This is a genomic window from Kribbella italica (genome assembly GCF_014205135.1).
Lineage (GTDB): Bacteria > Actinomycetota > Actinomycetes > Propionibacteriales > Kribbellaceae > Kribbella > Kribbella italica.
On record NZ_JACHMY010000001.1, the window covers coordinates 7,204,862 to 7,219,650 of the forward strand.

The following is a 14,789-nucleotide window of genomic DNA, read 5'->3' on the forward strand; positions in this document are numbered from 1 at the left end:
GGAGGTTCTTGCTCGGACTGCTGCTGATCCTGTGTGTGGCCCTGGAGGGGTGCGCCGCACCGTCGGACGGAGCGGTCCCGAGTCCCGGTGCGGGCGGCGGTACGGTCACGGGGCCGCCGCCCGCCGAGCCGACCGGATCGGTGCCTCCGGCAAGGGTCGGTACGCCGGCCGCCAGCCAGCGGATCCGGTTCGTCCCGGCCGAGGTGGTGCTGCCGGGGGGCGCGAAGGCCGCTGTCCTGCGGGCCAGCACGGTCGGCGGGCGGCTCGTGGTCCCGGACGAAGTCCGACGGGTCGGGTGGTGGGACGGCGGGGCCGAGGCCGGCGATCCGTTCGGGGCCGTCGTACTGGCCGGGCACGTCGACTCGGCGACCGAAGGGCTCGGGTACTTCGCGCGCTTGCTGCGGATCAAGGTCGGGGAGACCGTGGTGCTGCACGGAAACGGGCACAGTGCGTCGTACCGGGTGAGCTCGGTGGTGTCGGTGCCGAAGGACGCGCTGGCGACGCGGAGCGGGGCCTTCGATCAAATGGGCGAGCACCGGCTGTCGCTGATCACGTGCACCGGCGCGTACGACGCGGCGCGGGGCGGCTACGAGTCGAACCTGCTGGTCACGGCTGTTCCGGTGGGGATGGCCAAGTAGTCAGGTAGTTCACTGACCGCGCCCCGGAGTGGTCCCTGAAGTCGGGGAGCCGGTGTTCAGCTCCGCTCCGGCCCGGTGGATGATGTTGACATGACAAGTCCGACCGCACCCCCGGCCCCCGGAGACGAGCGCAGTGCTCGCCGGGCCCGCTGGCTGCTGGTCTTCGTACTGGCGTGCCTGGCGCTGGCGATCTCCGTGATCACCTCGCACCTGTAGGACCTACTCGAACGGCGTGGGGTCCCCGGCGCCGATGCGGACGATCTCGGGGAAGTCCTCGGAGAAGTCGATCACCGTGGTGGGTTCGGTGCCGGCCTCGCCGGAGTCGATGACCGCGTCGACCTGGTTGTCGAGCTCTTCCTTGATCTCCCAGCCCTGGGTCATCGGCTCCTCCTGGTCGGGCAGGAGCAGGGTGCTGGACAGCAGCGGCTCGCCGAGCTCGGCGACGAGGGCCTGGGCGACGACGTGGTCGGGGATGCGGACACCGACGGTCTTCTTCTTCGGGTGCAGCAGGCGCCGCGGGACTTCCTTCGTGGCCGGCAGGATGAACGTGTAGCTGCCGGGGGTGGCCGCCTTGATCGAGCGGAAGACCGCGTTGCTGATGTGCACGAACTGGCCCAGCTGCGAGAAGTCCTGGCAGACCAGCGTGAAGTGGTGCCGGTCGTCCAGCTGCCGGATCGTCTTGATCCGGTCGATCCCGTCCTTGTTGCCCAGCGCGCACCCGAGCGCGAAGCACGAGTCCGTCGGGTACGCGATCAACCCACCGCCGCGCACCAGGTCGACCACCTGCCCGATGGCCCGCTTCTGCGGATTCTCCGGATGCACATCGAAATACCTCGCCATAGGCCTGACCCTAGCGCTCCGGCTGACAAACTGACTGGGTGACCACACTCGATCTGACCCCCGACGAACTGCTCACCACGACCAGGACCGTGCGCAAGCGGCTGGACCTGGACAAGCCGGTGCCGATGGAACTGATCCGCGAGTGCATCGAGATCGCGCTGCAGGCGCCCTCGGGCAGCAACCGGCAGACGTGGCACTGGCTGGTGATCACCGATGCCGACAAGCGGGCCCAGATCGGTGAGTACTACCGGCGCGCGGTCGCGGAGTACCTGGAGTCGTCCGGTGCGGCCGGACGCCTGTACGCCGACGACCCGGACCGCGCGCCGGTGCAGAAGCGCGTCGGGTCGAGCGTGGCGTACCTGGGCGAGCGGATGGGCCAGGTGCCGGTGCTGGTGATCCCGTGCCTGACGGCGAAGAGTCTCCCGGCTGGAAACCAGGCAGGGCTGTGGGGTTCGATCCTCCCGTCGGCGTGGAGCTACATGCTCGCGGCGCGGGCGCGCGGGCTGGGGACGGCGTGGACGACGCTGCACATGCAGTACGAGGACGAGGTGTCGGAGCTGCTCGGGCTTCCCGAGGACGTCCGCCAGACGGTGCTGATCCCCACGGCGTACACGATCGGCACGGACTTCAAGCCCGCCGCGCGCCAGCCGCTCGACGAGGTCCTCCACGTCGACAGCTGGTGATCACGGCGCTGTAGCGGCCATCTCCTCGATGGTGAGGCCGCTGAGGATCGAGCGGGGCTCGGTGGTGGTCAGGTCGAGTGACGGGTCGGCGGAGTCGTCGCGGACCTTCACCATCAGCCAGTCGCGGTCCGTGCGGGTGAAAGCCCAGGTTCCTTGGAGTTTCACGCCGTTCAGCCGGAACTTCAGGTGCCCGCGCTCGATCGCCGCGCCGGGCTCGACCAGCCGGCGCTGCTTGTCGCGGGTGAGGTTCGTGTAGACGCCGGCGTCCCAGACGATCACCGCGCCGCTGCCGTACTTGGCCTCGGCGTGCACGCCCTCGTACGTCGCGTACTCGAGGTCGTGGTCGGTGGTGAAGACCGCCAGCCGCTTCACGACCGGGTCGAGCGACGGCCCGAGCGGCACGGCCCAGGACTTCAGGACGCCGTCCACCTCGAGCCGTACGTCGTAGTGGCGGCGCCGCGCATCGTGCAGCTGCACCACGAAAACAGGTGCCTCAGGCAACGATGACATCAAGGCTCCTCCGCGTGTGGCCCGCCGCGAACGATTCTACGGCGGGCCACCGCGGGGAGGGATCCCAGCAGTAGTACTCAGGCGGCCGAGACGGCCGGCGGCTCGATCTGGTCGCGCAGCTTGTCGAGAATGCCGCGCAGCAGGCGGGAGACCTGCATCTGGCTGACGCCGATCTCGGCGCCGATGTCGGCCTGGGTGTGGCCCTCGATGAAGCGCAGCTCGAGGATCTTGCGCTCACGCGGGGCGAGCTCGTTCAGCACCGGTTCGAGAACGGCGACCGCCTCGGTGCGCTCGAACGAGGTGTCCTCGTCGTCGGCGATGGTGTCGGCCAGGTTCGCGGTCGACTCGCCGTCGACCGGGCGGTCCAGCGACAGCACCGAGAAGCAGCCGTCGGCGGCGATCGCGGCCTCGATCTCGGCCACGTCGGTGCCGACCGCCTCGGCCAGCTCCTCCAGGGTCGGATCGCGCTGCAGGTCCTGGACGAGTTGCGGGCGAACGCTCGCGATCGACCCCTGCAGCTCCTGCAGCCGGCGGGGGATCCGCACGGTCCACGAGCAGTCGCGGAAGTAGCGCTTCACCTCGCCGCGAATGGTCGGTACGGCGTACGCGAGGAACGGCGTCCCCGTGTCGGGACGGTAGCTACGAGCCGCCTTCAGCAGTCCCAGGTAGGCGACCTGGTCCAGGTCGTCGGCCTCGACACCGCGACCGCGGAACCGGCTCGCGATGCTGTGGGCGATGCCCAGGTTCAGCTCGATGGCTTCCTCCAGCAACGACCGCTGGAGTGTCTCGTCGGTGGTTGCGGCCCGGCGGGTGAGAAGTTCCCTGGTGGCCAGATCTCGGCGCTGCTTCGGATCGGTGCCCGGCAGCTCGTCGACGGTGGTGCGTGCAAGTACGGTAACCATGATTCTTGACCTCGCGACGTTGAGTCACGGCGCGGCACATGTCTGGACCGCGGTCAATATCTGTGTGAGTCATTCCTACCCCATGAATCCCGAAGTTATGCATCCGACCTCGAACTCACACGAAGCCGTTGGATCGAGACACGGGCGCAACACGCTCAGTCGAGCGACCGCAGAACGCCTAGCGCGGCCGTCGGCGGATGCGCGGAGTCGCGCCACCGCAGGGTCCACGTGTACGGCGGTACGCCGGCCGCCAGCGGCTTCACCACCACCCCGGCGGGCGCCGGGGTCGAGAGCAGTCCGAGCGCGACGCACTCGCCGGCCTTGACGAGTTCGAGCGCCGAGCTGGTCCCGTCGGTACTGGCCGGATGGCGGCGTGGCTGGAAGCCCGCCGTACGGAAGCAGCCGAGCACGAAGTCGTTCCACTCCGGGGCGAAGTCGTCGCGCGGAAGGTAGTGCACCTCGTCGGCCAGTTCGCGCACGGCGACCGCGTCGGCGTCGCTGAGCGGGTGGTCGGTCGGTAACGCGATGCCGAGCGCTTCGCGGCGCATCACCCGTTGGACCAGGCCGTCGGCGAGATGAGCCGTCGAGCCGCAGAGCGCGAGATCCAGATCGCCGCTGAGCAGTCGCTGCTCCTGCTCGCGGCTGCCGCGGCTGCTGACCTCGAGGCGCAGTGACGGGAGACGTTCGCGCAGCCGGGCCAGAACCGCGCGGGGCGTGACGAGATCGGTCTGCAGTACGTCGATCCGCAGGACCTGGTCGCGTCCCGCGGCGGCGGTGGCCTCCGTGACGCCCGACCGGATCGCGGCGAGCGCGCTCTGGGCGTGGGGCAGGAAAGCGTCGCCGGCGGCGGTCAGCGTGACACCGCGCGGGGACCGCTCGAACAGCTGCGCTCCTAGTTGGTTCTCGAGCCGGCGGATCTGATTGCTGAGCGCCGGCTGGGACACGTACAACCGGCGGGCCGCGGCGGTGAAGTGCAGTTCCTCTGCCATCACCAGGAAGTAGCGCACCAGCCGTAGATCGACGTCCATGTATTCCTCACCTGCAGGGATAACCAGAAGCTGTGACGTTAGTGCTCTTGCGTCTTGGACGTCGAGGGCCTAGAGGGCAGAACGTGAACCTCATGACAACACAGCGTGAGGAACTGCGGAGCAGTTGGGAGCGGCAGCAGGCGGGGCACGCACCGGATCGTGAGCTTCGGTTCCGGATGATCCTCGAGTACGCCGAGGCGCTGGCGGGTCCTCCCCGCCGCGTCCTCGACCTCTGCTGCGGGCCGGGGTCGCTGACGCGACGGGTGCTGGACCGCTTCCCGGAAACCGAGGTGGTCGCGGTCGACATCGATCCGGTACTGCTCGACCTGGCCCGGGATGCGTTTGCTCAGGATGAGCGGGTGACGGTGGTCGAGCGGCAGTTGGCCGCACCGGACTGGGATCGCGGGTTGCCGACCGGTTTCGACGCGGTGGTGACCGCGACGGCGATGCACTGGTTCCCGCCGGACGCGCTCGCCGGGGTGTACGGCGGGGTCGCGCGGGTGCTGCGGTCGGGCGGGGTGTTTGCCAACGCGGACCACGTGCCGATCGCCGAGCCCGTACTGCGGGCGGTGGCGGACCGGTTGCACGCGGAGCATCTGCGGACCACCTTCGCGGATGCGGAGGACTGCGACGGGTGGTACGAGCGCGCGTACGGCGATCCGTCGTACGCGGGGCTCTGGGCGGAGCGGGAGAAGGTGTTCGCGCACTGGGACGGCGACCTGCTCGAGCGCGAGGGCTGGCACGTCGACCTGCTCCGGCGGACCGGCTTCGAACGGGCCGGTGCGGTCTGGCGGCGAGGGAACGACGCACTGATCGTCGCCGTTCGCGCCTGACGTCGTACCGGTCGACCGCCGAACCGAGGTGGCGGCCCCGGCGCTGTCTGCTCAACGCCGGGGCTCTGGGCAACCAGTACTTGCTCTCTTCTGGTGCCCAGAAAGCATTGTTCTATTCATCTTCCGGCAACAAATGACGGTGGCCCCGCTCGCATCCGAGCGGGGCCACAGTCTGTTCGCGGAGCTGGATCAGTCGCCGGGCCACTCGCCGGTCCAGCGCTCGAAGGCCTTGGCGCCTCCTCGGTCGATGACTGCTTTGACCACGGCGTAGAGGGCGCCCTGGAGAGCGGCGGCGAGCAGGAGCTGACGCCAGGGGTACTCCGACTGCAGGGCGTCGGGGGCGTCGTCCTCGTCGGCCACGCGCTTCCAGACCTGCTTGAAGATGGCACCGGCGACGAGACCGCCGGCGATGCCGGAGACCAGGCCGAACGGGCGGTACGCCAGCTTGACGGCTTTGGTGGTCACCGGCTTCTTCCCACGATCCAGGCGCCGACTCCCAGGGCTACGGCGCCACCGACGGCGGCTGCGGCCTTCGGGTGCTTGCGGCCGAGCTCCGGAGCCTGCTTCGCCTTGGCCGGAAGGTTCTTCGCCTGCTCGGGCAGGTGCTTCGCGCGCTCGCCCATGCCGCCCGCGGTCGCCTTGGCGCGTTCGCCCATGTCGCCCGCAGTTGCCTTCGCACGCTGGCTGGCGTTCCCGGCAGCCTGTACGGCGCGGTGCCCGGCGCTGGTCGCGGAGTCCTTGATCCGGCGCGGGACGTTCAGCTGGCGACTCAGCTCCTGCACGGTGTCGGCCAAGTGCTGGCGAGTCATCTCCAGGTCGGCCCGGAGTGCTTCGACCTCGCTCAGGTCGTCGGGCCGGGCGGCGGCGGTCTTCCGCGGCTTCGTCTGGCGCGTCGTGGTGGTCATGCGTTCTTCCCTTCCGGCTGGTGGCCCTTCAGTGCTTCGAGATCGTCGTGCACGCCGTGAACGGCCTTCTCCGGCAGCGGCGGCGTCGCGTGGCTGACGTGCCGCTTGCCCAGCAGGGCGGCGACACCGGCGATCGCGAACAGCACCAGCGTCACGATCAGCGCCGCGAGCCAGGCCGGTACGGCGTACGAGAGCCCGATGATCGCGGTCGCGATCAGCGCGCCCAGACCGTAGAAGGCGAACGCGCCCGCGCCGCCGAACAGCCCGACGCCGAGTCCGGCCTCCTTGCCCTTGTCCTTGAGCTCGGCCTTGGCCAGCTGCAACTCGTCGCGGACCAGATGACTCACGTCGCTGGTCAGCTGAGCGACCAGAGCGCCCACGTGCTCGTCCTGTCCGGTCCGTTGACCGTCCGGGTGGACGGCCGGGGTCTGCGTCGTCATGGTTGCCCTCCGTGATCTCGGCTTGACGACCCGGTACCCAAGGCCGTGGTCGGCAACCAGAAGCGGCCGGGCGCTGACCGCCACGGCCGGTAAGTTGCCCGGTCAGGGACCACTTTCGAGGAGGGGAAGCACGATGGACTGGAAACTCGAGCTCGTGTCGGTGCCGGTCAGCGACGTGGACCGGGCGAAGACCTTCTACACCGAGCAGGTCGGCTTCGTCGCCGACCACGACCACCAGGTCAGCGACGAGGTGCGCTTCGTCCAGCTGACCCCGCCGGGGTCGGCCTGTTCCATTGCCTTGGGCACCGGAATGGGCCAGGCCGAGCCGGGCTCGGTGCGCGGGCTGCAGCTCGTCGTCGCCGACGCGGCGGCCGCCCGGGACGAACTGGCCGGGCGGGGCGTCGAGGTCAGCGAGGTCCAGGACTTCCCGTGGGGGAAGTTCGTGTTCTTCGCCGATCCGGACGGCAACACCTGGGCGCTGCAGCAGCTGCCGGTCTGGGGATAGTTTCTGGCCAAAACAATCGGCGGCCGGTGATCGGCTGCCGATTGTTCGCCGGAGTTCCTACAGATCCTTGTTTTAAAGACCAGTTCGGATGATCGCTAGGGATGGTTCCCGGTGCGGTTGTAGGGTGGCCTTTGGTTGAGCAGCCAGCCGGTGTGACCTAGCGCCGACGACTGCGGTCCCTCCCGAGGACGAACATGCCCGACCTGCAGCGCCACCCTCGTTCCACCAGACGTCATCTACCGGTCTCCGCCCCTGTTCAGAAGTCAGGTCCCATGCCTGTTGTCACTCCCACCCGGCCCGAGTCCGTGCACGTCCGGATCGGCGGCCGCTGGATCGCCGGCGAGGCGCTGTCCCGCCGTACGGCGGCCACCGGTGCTCCCGAGATCCTGATCAGCCACCACGGCCACCTCGTCTGGGTCAACCAGGACCAGATCCGTACGCCGTAACTACGCTCCCGACCAGGCGGCCACCAGCTGGCCGAGGTCGGTCGCCGCTGTCGCTTGGCGCGGGTCGAAGCGATTCTTGGTGAGCGCGAACGCGACGCCGCTGCGGTGGTCCAGCCAGGCGGCGCTGCCACCCATCCCCGGCATGCCGAACGTCGTCGCCGCCTGCTCGGCCGCCGCGCCCAGCCGGCCGTAGGCGTAGCCCAGCGCCCAGACCGCGGGATTCCCGTACACCTCGTCGACCCCGCTGAACGCCGGGCCGACGATCTGCCGCCGCACCTCGGCGGGGATCAGTTCGGTGTCCAGCAGTGCGGAGTACACCGTCGCGATCCCGCGCGCCGAAGCGGTCGCCGCCGACGGAACATCAGCACCCAGGACGTCGGCGCGGTTCATCGAGGCCGCCCGCGGAGTCACCGCCGCCGGCGCCAACTGTTCGTCGGGGTCAGCCAGGAACTCGTCGACTCCGTCCGGTTCGTCCAGCCGTGCCACCCGGTCGAGCGCGTCCGCGGGCACCCCGAAGTACACCTCGTCGCCGACTCCGAGCGGTCCGGTCAGCTCGTCCCGCAGCACCTGCGCGAGTGGCCGGCCGGTCGCCCGGCGTACGAGCTCGCCGACCAGGAAACCGAACGTCTGCGCGTGGTACGCCGTCTTCGTGCCCGGCTCCCACCACGGCACGCTGTCCGCGATCGCCGCCGTCATCCCCGCCCAGTCGGTCAGGTCCGTCAGCGTGGTCGACGCCGGAATCGCCGGTACGCCGACCGAGTGCGTCAGCACGTGCCGCAGCGTCGCCCGGCCCTTCCCGTGCGCGGCGAACTCGGGCCACAGCTCGGCGATCGGCTCGTCGTACCGGAGCACTCCCCGCGCGACGAGCACGTTCGCGAGGGTCGCGGTGACGCCCTTGCCGGTGGACGCGCTGTAGATCGGGGTGTCCGGGGTCATCGGCCGGCCGGTGTCCGCGAACCCGGCGACCGCGTCCACCACCGGTTCGCCGTACCGGTGGACCGCGACCTGCAGGCCCGTCTCCGCGCCGGATGCGACGAGTTCGTCGATCGCGCGCTGGACCGTCTGCTGCAGAGAGCTGCTCATACCCGTCCCGTCGGAGTCGTCACGGCCTTCTCGACACGGATGCTGCCAGACTCTGGGCGTGGAGCTTCGGCAGCTGGAGTACTTCGTGGCGGTGGCGCACGAGCGGAGTTTCACGCTCGCGGCGCGGCGGCTGCACGTCGTACAGAGTGCGGTGAGCGCGGCGATCGCCTCGCTGGAGCGCGACCTGAAGGTGACGTTGTTCGAGCGGTCGGCGCAGCGCGTCGTTCTGACCGAGGCCGGTACGGCGTTGCTGCCGGAGGCGCTGGCGGTGATGGACGCGGTCCAGGGCGCCCGGGACGTCGTCGACGAGCTCGGGGCCGGGATGCGTGGCACGGTCCGGGTCGGGCTGCTGCCGGGGCTCGGGCTGATCGACCTGCCGGCCGCGGCGGGCGAGTTCCGGCGCCGCCACCAGAACGTCGAGCTGCAGCTCCGCGTGGAGCCCGAAGGATCGGCCGGGGTGATCGCCGGGCTGCGCAACGGTGACATCGAGGTCGGCTTTCTGGGCGTCGGTGCGGGCAGTGTGCCGCGGGAGCTGACCGCCTGGGAGTTGCTCCAGGTGCCGCAGGTGCTCGCCGTACCGACCGGGCACCGGCTGGCCCGGCGGCGTTCGGTGGAGCTGGCGGACCTGGCCGACGAGGCGTTCGTGGACTTCCCGCCCGGCTTCGGCACCCGGACGCTGATCGACCAGATCTTCGACGCGGCCGGGATCGGGCGGCGGGTGGTGGTCGAGGCGCTGGGCATCGACAACGGCGTGCAGTTCGTCCGGCACGGCGTCGGTCTGGGCATTCTGCCCGGCTACGCGATCGCCGACGAGGAGACGATCCGCGCGGTGCCGGTCAAGGGCCAGGACTTCCAGTGGTCGCTCTACCTGGCGACCCTGCGCAAGCGGAAACCGTCGGTCGCGCTCCGGGCGCTGCTCGGGCTGGTCGTCACCCACCTGCACCTCCCACCCGGTACGACGCCCGGCGCCGATCTGCTGGATCAACAGAACTGATCCACTCATCGAGTTGAGTCGTTGGACTTGATGCATCCGGCGCGCGAAGCTTTTGGTGTCAGCAGACGGTGCCACGAAAGACCAGGCCAAGAACTTCGAAGGAGCAGGACGATGACCGAGAACACCAGCCGGGTGGCGATCGTGACCGGCGGATCGCGGGGGATCGGCCGCGAGACCGCGGCCCGCCTGGGCAAGGACCACTTCGACGTGGTGGTCGTGTACGGCGGTGGCCGGGCCGAGGCCGAGGAAGCCGTGAGGGAGGTCGAGCTGGCCGGTGGCCGGGCGATCGCCGTCCAGGCCGACGTGTCCGACGAGCAGTCGGTCAGCGCCCTGTTCGACGCCGCGGAGAAGGAGTTCGGCGGCATCGACGTGGTGGTGCACGCGGCCGGCATCATGAAGCTGTCGCCGCTGGCGGACCTCGACCTGGCCGTGCTCGACGAGCACCTGAAGGTCAACGTCCGCGGCACCTTCGTCGTCGACCAGCAGGCCGCGCGCCGGCTGCGCAACGGCGGCGCGATCATCAACTTCTCCAGCTCGCTGACCCTGCTGGCCCGGCCCGGCTACTCGGCGTACGCCGCCACCAAGGGCGCCGTCAACGCGATCAGCCTGATCCTGGCCCGCGAGCTGCGCGGCCGTGACATCACCGTGAACGCGGTCGCCCCCGGCCCGACCGCGACCTCGCTGTTCCTCGACGGCAAGCCGCAGGAGCTGATCGACCGGATCGCCGCCGAGCCGCCGCTCGAGCGCCTAGGACAGCCCGAGGACCTCGCGGAACTGGTCGCCTTCCTGGCCGGTCCCGGTCGCTGGATCAACGGCCAGACCATCTACGCCAACGGTGGATCCGCGGCCTGACTCGGTGCCTCCACGCGCACAGAAGGGACTACAGCCATGTCCAAAACCATCCTCATCAGTGGTGCCTCGAGCGGTTTCGGCGCCCTCGCCGCCCGCGCTCTGGCCGACGCCGGCCACATCGTGTACGCCGGAATGCGCGACGTCGCCGGCCGCAACGCAACGGCTGGGGCCGCCGCCGCGCAGTACTCCAAGGACAACACCGTCGATCTCCGCACGGTCGAGCTGGACGTCAGCTCCGACGAGTCGGCCCGGCAGGCTGTCCAGGTCGTGCTCGCCGAACAGGGCAAGCTCGACGTCGTGGTCCACAACGCCGGGCACATGGTCACCGGTCCGGCCGAGGCCTTCACTCCCGAGCAACTGGCCGGTCTGTACGACACCAATGTGATCGGTGCCCAGCGCCTCAACCGCGCGGCCCTGCCGCAGCTGCGGGAGCAGCAGGACGGTCTGCTGCTCTGGGTCGGCAGCTCCAGCACCCGCGGCGGGACTCCGCCGTACCTGGCGCCGTACTTCGCTGCGAAGGCGGGCATGGACGCGCTGGCGGCCAGCTACGCGCTGGAGGTCGCCCGGTTCGGGATCGAGTCGACCATCGTCGTACCGGGCTCGTTCACCCATGGCACCAACCACTTCGCGCACAGCGGGACGCCGGCCGACATCGACATCGTCGCGGCGTACGAGACGAGGTACGCCGGGCTGATGGACCTGGTCAGCCAGAAGCTGCGCGAGCTGGAGCCGGAGTGGGCGGACGTCGCGGAGGTCGCCAAGGCGATCGTCACCGTGGTCGACACCGCGAAGGGCCACCGGCCGTTCCGGGTCCACATCGACCCCTCCGACGACGGCTCCGTCGTGGTCAACGCGGTCGCCGACCGGGTCCGCTCGGAGTTCCTGCGCCGCGTCGGCCTGGACGACCTGCTGCACCCGACCAGTGCGTGACCCCTGCCCGTTCCTGTCCGACTTCCGCGCCCAGGTCCTGGCCCGCCGGATGAACGAGAGGCTGTCGCCGGTCAGATCGCTGCTTTGGACCAAGCGGCCGTAGCTGAGGGGTGGCGTCCCAGGACCACCGCCAACGCCGTACGGCTACTCGGTGTAGGACGTGACGGCTGGGGTACAGGCCTGCTATTCGAGCTGGTGTTCGAAGAACGCTACGGAGGAGGATTCGATGAGCCAGGACGTGCATCCCGTGCCGGACAAGGAGCCGGAGGACTGGACGACCGGGGACGAGCCGATGACCGGGCCGCAGGAGTCCTACCTGCACACGCTCGCGCAGGAGGCCGGTGAACAGGTCCCGGACGGGCTGAGCAAGGCGGACGCCTCGAAGCTGATCGACGAGTTGCAGGCCCGGACCGGGCGCGGGGCCGGCAGCTAGCTGGAAGAAAGCTTCGGCGGGCCCTGACAGCACCGCCGAAGCTTCCCGCTGTTGATCGCTCAACAGCCAACGGATGTTACGTCGGTCCCGACGCGTGGAACAGGCCGAACAGTCCGGTGGCTGACCCGGCATGCACTGTCACGCTCAGCTGCCTTACAGTTTCCTACTGCAACCAAATAGGCCTGGGTGAGGACCTGGAGGCCGTACTCCGCCCCGGAGCAGCCCGACCGGCTGCTCCGGCCGAACGACTGCGTGAGGACGGATCCACCCCGATGTCTGTCACCGAGGCCAAGCCCGCCGCCGATTCCGAGCTGACGCACCGGGAGATCCTCGAGATCCTGGTCGGGCTGCTGGCGGCGCTGTTCACCGCGATGCTCAGCTCGACGATCGTCAGCAACGCGCTGCCGACGATCATCGCGGACCTCGAGGGCAGCCAGACGCAGTACACCTGGGTGATCACCGCGAGCCTGCTGGCGACCACGGTCTCGACGCCGGTCTGGGGCAAGCTGTCCGACCTGATGAGCAAGAAGCTGCTCGTCCAGCTCGCGATCGTGCTGTTCGTGGTCGGCTCGGCGCTGGCCGGGATGGCGCACAACGTGCCGTTCCTGATCGGCGCCCGGGTCCTGCAGGGGCTCGCGATGGGCGGCCTGATGGCGCTGGCGCAGGCGATCATCGGCGCCGCGATCCCGCCGCGCGACCGCGGCCGGTACTCCGGCTACATGGGGGCCGTCGTCGCCGTCGCCACGGTGAGCGGGCCGCTGCTCGGCGGCGTCATCGTCGACACCAGCTGGCTCGGCTGGCGCTGGTGCTTCTACGTCTGCGTACCGCTCGCGGTGATCAGCCTGATCGTGCTGCAGCGGTACCTGCACCTCCCGCTGGTCAAGCGCAAGGTGCGGATGGACTACCTCGGCGCGATCCTGATCAGCGGCGCGGCCAGCCTGCCGCTGGTCTGGGTCTCGTTCGCCGGCTCGCACTTCCCGTGGTGGTCGCGCGAGACGGCGTACTACCTCGGCGGTACGGCGGTGCTCGCGCTCCTCGCGGTGATCGTCGAGACCCGCGCGAAGGAGCCGCTCGTCCCGCTGTCCGTCGTCCGGGAGCGGACCACCGCCCTCGCGATCGTGGCCAGCCTGGCGGTCGGGCTCGCGATGTTCGGCAGCGCGGTGTTCCTCGGCCAGTACTTCCAGATCGCGCGCGGCTACAGCGCGACCGAGTCCGGGCTGCTGACGATCCCGATGATGCTCGGCTCGTTCTTCGGGTCGGTCGGCGCGGGGCAGATGATCACGCGGTACGGGAAGTGGAAGCGGTACCTCGTACTCGGCGGGCTGCTGCTGATCGGTGGTCTGGGGGTGCTCGGGACGATCGACCACACGACGGCGTACTGGTACCTGGCGGTGGGGATGGGTGCGATGGGCATCGGCATGGGGATGCTGATGCAGAACCTGGTGCTCGCCGTACAGAACACGGTCGACGTCAGCCAGGTCGGCGCGGCCAGTGCGTCCGTCACGTTCTTCCGCAGCCTCGGCGGCGCGGTCGGCGTCTCGGTCCTGGGCGCGGTGCTTGCGAGCCGGGTGACCGAACTGATCGCGAGCAACCTGCGTTCACTCGGCCCGGACGGCGCTGCTGCTGGCCGAGCGCTGCAGGATGGCTCTGGGACGAGTGTGCTCGATGTGGGCTCGCTGCCCCCGCAGTTGGCGGAGGTGGTGCGACATGCGTACGGCGACGCGACCGGACGAATCTTCCTGATCGCGGCGGCGGCTGGGGTGGTCAGTTTGTTGGCAGTGCTGTTTATCCGCGAGGTACCGCTGCGGCGGACTGTTGCGATGACCGGGGATGGTGAAGGCGCGGACGCGGGGGCCGGTGCGGGTGCTGACCTGGCGGCTGCGGCGGCGCCGGGTGCGGCATCGACAGGTGTGGTCCCGGAGCCGGCTGACGACGCGGAGCGGGACGCGCTGGTGGCGCTCGGGGTGATCACCTCGGCCGAGCGGACCGCGCTCGAGCGGGAGCGGGAGGCCAACGAGCGGGTCGCCGCGGCGGCGACCGTGATCCGCCAGATGCGGACGAACGTGGCCGACCTGTTCACGCGGGTCGACCAGCAGATCGCCGACCTGGAGCGGACGCTGCCGACCGTCGACAGCGAGCACCCGATGGCACCGGTCCTGAACGGGCAGCCGCAGGACGGCGCGTGGGTGGACGAGCTGCGCCGGTACGAGCTGAGCGTCCTCAGCGCGAGCCAGCGGACCGCTGACCACCTGCGCGAGACGGCAAAGACCGAGGCCGACGAGCTCCTGTCGGCCGCGCGGACCGAGGAGCAAGCGATCCGCCAACGGATCGCCGGCCTGCAAGCAGTCGAGCAGCAGCTACTGAGCGCAGTCCGCGACGGCCTGTCGGACACCCCACCCCCACCGCCCGCGCCAACCGCCCCGCCGCTCGCCCAGCCCCCAGCGACAACGTCGGCCTCGGCGACGGCGCCGACCGCTTCGCCTGTCGCTCAGGCGGCGCAGCCGAAAGCCCCGGTACCGACGTTCGCTCCGGTGCAGGCGACCGCTCCGGCCTCGCCGACCGCCCCCGCGCAGCCGATCACCCCGGTGCAGGTTCCGGTGTCGGCGACCGCTCCGGCCCCGGCGACCGCGCCGGCGCCGGCGCAGCCGGTCGCCTCGGCGGCGATCGCGCCCACCACCCCGCCCACCAGTCCGTTCAACGGGCAGCGGGCTGAGAACGGGTATCCGAGTCGGTACGAGTCCGAGCAGGAGGCCTTTGGCTGAGGTGT

General features: G+C 70.0%; 19 protein-coding genes. 11 read left to right on the forward strand and 8 right to left on the reverse strand.

Annotation, left to right across the window (positions count from 1 at the left end):
- Positions 1-8: 8 nt before the first annotated feature.
- Both HDA39_RS33645 and HDA39_RS43510 read left to right on the forward strand, forming a co-directional pair.
- Positions 9-638, forward strand: coding sequence for a class F sortase (locus HDA39_RS33645; protein ID WP_238356209.1), 630 nt, complete (start codon positions 9-11; stop codon positions 636-638).
- Between the two features lie 90 nt (positions 639-728).
- Positions 729-854 (forward strand): hypothetical protein, encoded by a 126-nt coding sequence (locus HDA39_RS43510; protein ID WP_273482641.1) that lies wholly within the window; start codon positions 729-731, stop codon positions 852-854.
- Between the two features lie 3 nt (positions 855-857).
- Here the strand turns inward: HDA39_RS43510 and HDA39_RS33650 are convergent, their stop codons facing one another.
- The gene (locus HDA39_RS33650) at positions 858-1,478 is read right to left on the reverse strand and encodes an L-threonylcarbamoyladenylate synthase (protein ID WP_184802111.1); all 621 of its coding nucleotides are present in this window, start codon (positions 1,476-1,478) and stop codon (positions 858-860) included.
- Between the two features lie 38 nt (positions 1,479-1,516).
- Here HDA39_RS33650 and HDA39_RS33655 point away from each other — a divergent pair, with 38 nt between their 5' ends.
- Complete coding sequence (locus HDA39_RS33655; RefSeq protein ID WP_337926011.1) at positions 1,517-2,161, forward strand: nitroreductase family protein; 645 nt, start codon at positions 1,517-1,519, stop codon at positions 2,159-2,161.
- On the opposite strand, the gene HDA39_RS33660 is transcribed toward HDA39_RS33655, so the two are convergent.
- From HDA39_RS33660 to HDA39_RS33670, 3 genes are all read right to left on the reverse strand, one after another.
- Positions 2,162-2,671 carry a DNA polymerase ligase N-terminal domain-containing protein gene (locus HDA39_RS33660; protein WP_184802113.1) on the reverse strand — a complete coding sequence of 170 codons (510 nt, stop codon included), beginning with the start codon at positions 2,669-2,671 and terminating at the stop codon, positions 2,162-2,164.
- A 77-nt stretch (positions 2,672-2,748) separates the two neighbouring features.
- Positions 2,749-3,573 carry a SigB/SigF/SigG family RNA polymerase sigma factor gene (locus HDA39_RS33665; protein ID WP_184802115.1) on the reverse strand — a complete coding sequence of 275 codons (825 nt, stop codon included), beginning with the start codon at positions 3,571-3,573 and terminating at the stop codon, positions 2,749-2,751.
- Between the two features lie 155 nt (positions 3,574-3,728).
- Positions 3,729-4,601, reverse strand: a complete 873-nt coding sequence (locus HDA39_RS33670) for a LysR family transcriptional regulator (protein WP_184802116.1) — start codon at positions 4,599-4,601, stop codon at positions 3,729-3,731.
- Between the two features lie 92 nt (positions 4,602-4,693).
- On the opposite strand from HDA39_RS33670, the gene HDA39_RS33675 reads away from it, so the two are divergent.
- A complete protein-coding gene (locus HDA39_RS33675; protein ID WP_184802117.1) occupies positions 4,694-5,434 on the forward strand; it encodes a class I SAM-dependent methyltransferase in 741 nt (246 codons plus the stop codon).
- Between the two features lie 189 nt (positions 5,435-5,623).
- On the opposite strand, the gene HDA39_RS33680 is transcribed toward HDA39_RS33675, so the two are convergent.
- From HDA39_RS33680 to HDA39_RS33690, 3 genes are read right to left on the reverse strand one after another with little or no spacing between them, the layout of a single operon-like run.
- On the reverse strand, positions 5,624-5,899 hold the full coding sequence (locus HDA39_RS33680; RefSeq protein ID WP_184802118.1) for a DUF4235 domain-containing protein: 276 nt from the start codon (positions 5,897-5,899) through the stop codon (positions 5,624-5,626).
- Entirely contained in the window at positions 5,896-6,339 is a 444-nt protein-coding gene (locus HDA39_RS33685) for a DUF3618 domain-containing protein (protein ID WP_184802119.1), read from the reverse strand. Before HDA39_RS33685 ends, HDA39_RS33680 begins: the two co-directional genes overlap by 4 nt.
- Positions 6,336-6,779 carry a phage holin family protein gene (locus HDA39_RS33690; RefSeq protein ID WP_184802120.1) on the reverse strand — a complete coding sequence of 148 codons (444 nt, stop codon included), beginning with the start codon at positions 6,777-6,779 and terminating at the stop codon, positions 6,336-6,338. Before HDA39_RS33690 ends, HDA39_RS33685 begins: the two co-directional genes overlap by 4 nt.
- Positions 6,780-6,912: 133 nt before the next feature.
- Between HDA39_RS33690 and HDA39_RS33695 the strand changes: the two genes are divergently transcribed.
- Entirely contained in the window at positions 6,913-7,284 is a 372-nt protein-coding gene (locus tag HDA39_RS33695; protein WP_184802121.1) for a glyoxalase superfamily protein, read from the forward strand.
- A 272-nt stretch (positions 7,285-7,556) separates the two neighbouring features.
- On the forward strand, positions 7,557-7,730 hold the full coding sequence (locus HDA39_RS33700) for a hypothetical protein (RefSeq protein WP_238356210.1): 174 nt from the start codon (positions 7,557-7,559) through the stop codon (positions 7,728-7,730).
- Here HDA39_RS33700 and HDA39_RS33705 read toward each other — a convergent pair whose 3' ends face one another.
- Complete coding sequence (locus HDA39_RS33705; RefSeq protein WP_184802123.1) at positions 7,731-8,813, reverse strand: serine hydrolase domain-containing protein; 1,083 nt, start codon at positions 8,811-8,813, stop codon at positions 7,731-7,733. It lies immediately after the preceding gene.
- Positions 8,814-8,871: 58 nt separating this feature from the next.
- On the opposite strand from HDA39_RS33705, the gene HDA39_RS33710 reads away from it, so the two are divergent.
- The 5 genes from HDA39_RS33710 (at position 8,872) to HDA39_RS41950 (ending at position 14,784) form a co-directional block, all read left to right on the forward strand.
- Positions 8,872-9,807: a LysR substrate-binding domain-containing protein gene (locus tag HDA39_RS33710; RefSeq protein ID WP_184802124.1), complete on the forward strand. Its 936-nt coding sequence runs from the start codon at positions 8,872-8,874 to the stop codon at positions 9,805-9,807.
- 111 nt (positions 9,808-9,918) lie between these two features.
- On the forward strand, positions 9,919-10,659 hold the full coding sequence (locus HDA39_RS33715; RefSeq protein WP_184802126.1) for an SDR family oxidoreductase: 741 nt from the start codon (positions 9,919-9,921) through the stop codon (positions 10,657-10,659).
- Positions 10,660-10,695: 36 nt separating this feature from the next.
- Positions 10,696-11,589: an SDR family oxidoreductase gene (locus tag HDA39_RS33720; protein ID WP_184802128.1), complete on the forward strand. Its 894-nt coding sequence runs from the start codon at positions 10,696-10,698 to the stop codon at positions 11,587-11,589.
- A gap of 226 nt (positions 11,590-11,815) precedes the next feature.
- Complete coding sequence (locus tag HDA39_RS33725) at positions 11,816-12,022, forward strand: DUF3072 domain-containing protein (RefSeq protein ID WP_184802130.1); 207 nt, start codon at positions 11,816-11,818, stop codon at positions 12,020-12,022.
- A gap of 272 nt (positions 12,023-12,294) precedes the next feature.
- Positions 12,295-14,784, forward strand: coding sequence for an MDR family MFS transporter (locus HDA39_RS41950; RefSeq protein ID WP_238356211.1), 2,490 nt, complete (start codon positions 12,295-12,297; stop codon positions 14,782-14,784).
- Positions 14,785-14,789: the final 5 nt, after the last annotated feature.

Coding starts and splice junctions, on each gene's coding strand:
- HDA39_RS33675 (WP_184802117.1), top strand. CDS start 4,694: ATGACAACACAGCGTGAGGAACTGCGGAGCAGTTGGGAGCGGCAGCAG.
- HDA39_RS41950 (WP_238356211.1), top strand. CDS start 12,295: ATGTCTGTCACCGAGGCCAAGCCCGCCGCCGATTCCGAGCTGACGCAC.
- HDA39_RS33650 (WP_184802111.1), bottom strand. CDS start 1,478: ATGGCGAGGTATTTCGATGTGCATCCGGAGAATCCGCAGAAGCGGGCC.
- HDA39_RS33690 (WP_184802120.1), bottom strand. CDS start 6,779: ATGACGACGCAGACCCCGGCCGTCCACCCGGACGGTCAACGGACCGGA.
- HDA39_RS33685 (WP_184802119.1), bottom strand. CDS start 6,339: ATGACCACCACGACGCGCCAGACGAAGCCGCGGAAGACCGCCGCCGCC.
- HDA39_RS33725 (WP_184802130.1), top strand. CDS start 11,816: ATGAGCCAGGACGTGCATCCCGTGCCGGACAAGGAGCCGGAGGACTGG.
- HDA39_RS33670 (WP_184802116.1), bottom strand. CDS start 4,601: ATGGACGTCGATCTACGGCTGGTGCGCTACTTCCTGGTGATGGCAGAG.
- HDA39_RS33715 (WP_184802126.1), top strand. CDS start 9,919: ATGACCGAGAACACCAGCCGGGTGGCGATCGTGACCGGCGGATCGCGG.
- HDA39_RS43510 (WP_273482641.1), top strand. CDS start 729: ATGACAAGTCCGACCGCACCCCCGGCCCCCGGAGACGAGCGCAGTGCT.
- HDA39_RS33700 (WP_238356210.1), top strand. CDS start 7,557: ATGCCTGTTGTCACTCCCACCCGGCCCGAGTCCGTGCACGTCCGGATC.
- HDA39_RS33665 (WP_184802115.1), bottom strand. CDS start 3,573: ATGGTTACCGTACTTGCACGCACCACCGTCGACGAGCTGCCGGGCACC.
- HDA39_RS33720 (WP_184802128.1), top strand. CDS start 10,696: ATGTCCAAAACCATCCTCATCAGTGGTGCCTCGAGCGGTTTCGGCGCC.
- HDA39_RS33695 (WP_184802121.1), top strand. CDS start 6,913: ATGGACTGGAAACTCGAGCTCGTGTCGGTGCCGGTCAGCGACGTGGAC.
- HDA39_RS33660 (WP_184802113.1), bottom strand. CDS start 2,671: ATGTCATCGTTGCCTGAGGCACCTGTTTTCGTGGTGCAGCTGCACGAT.
- HDA39_RS33705 (WP_184802123.1), bottom strand. CDS start 8,813: ATGAGCAGCTCTCTGCAGCAGACGGTCCAGCGCGCGATCGACGAACTC.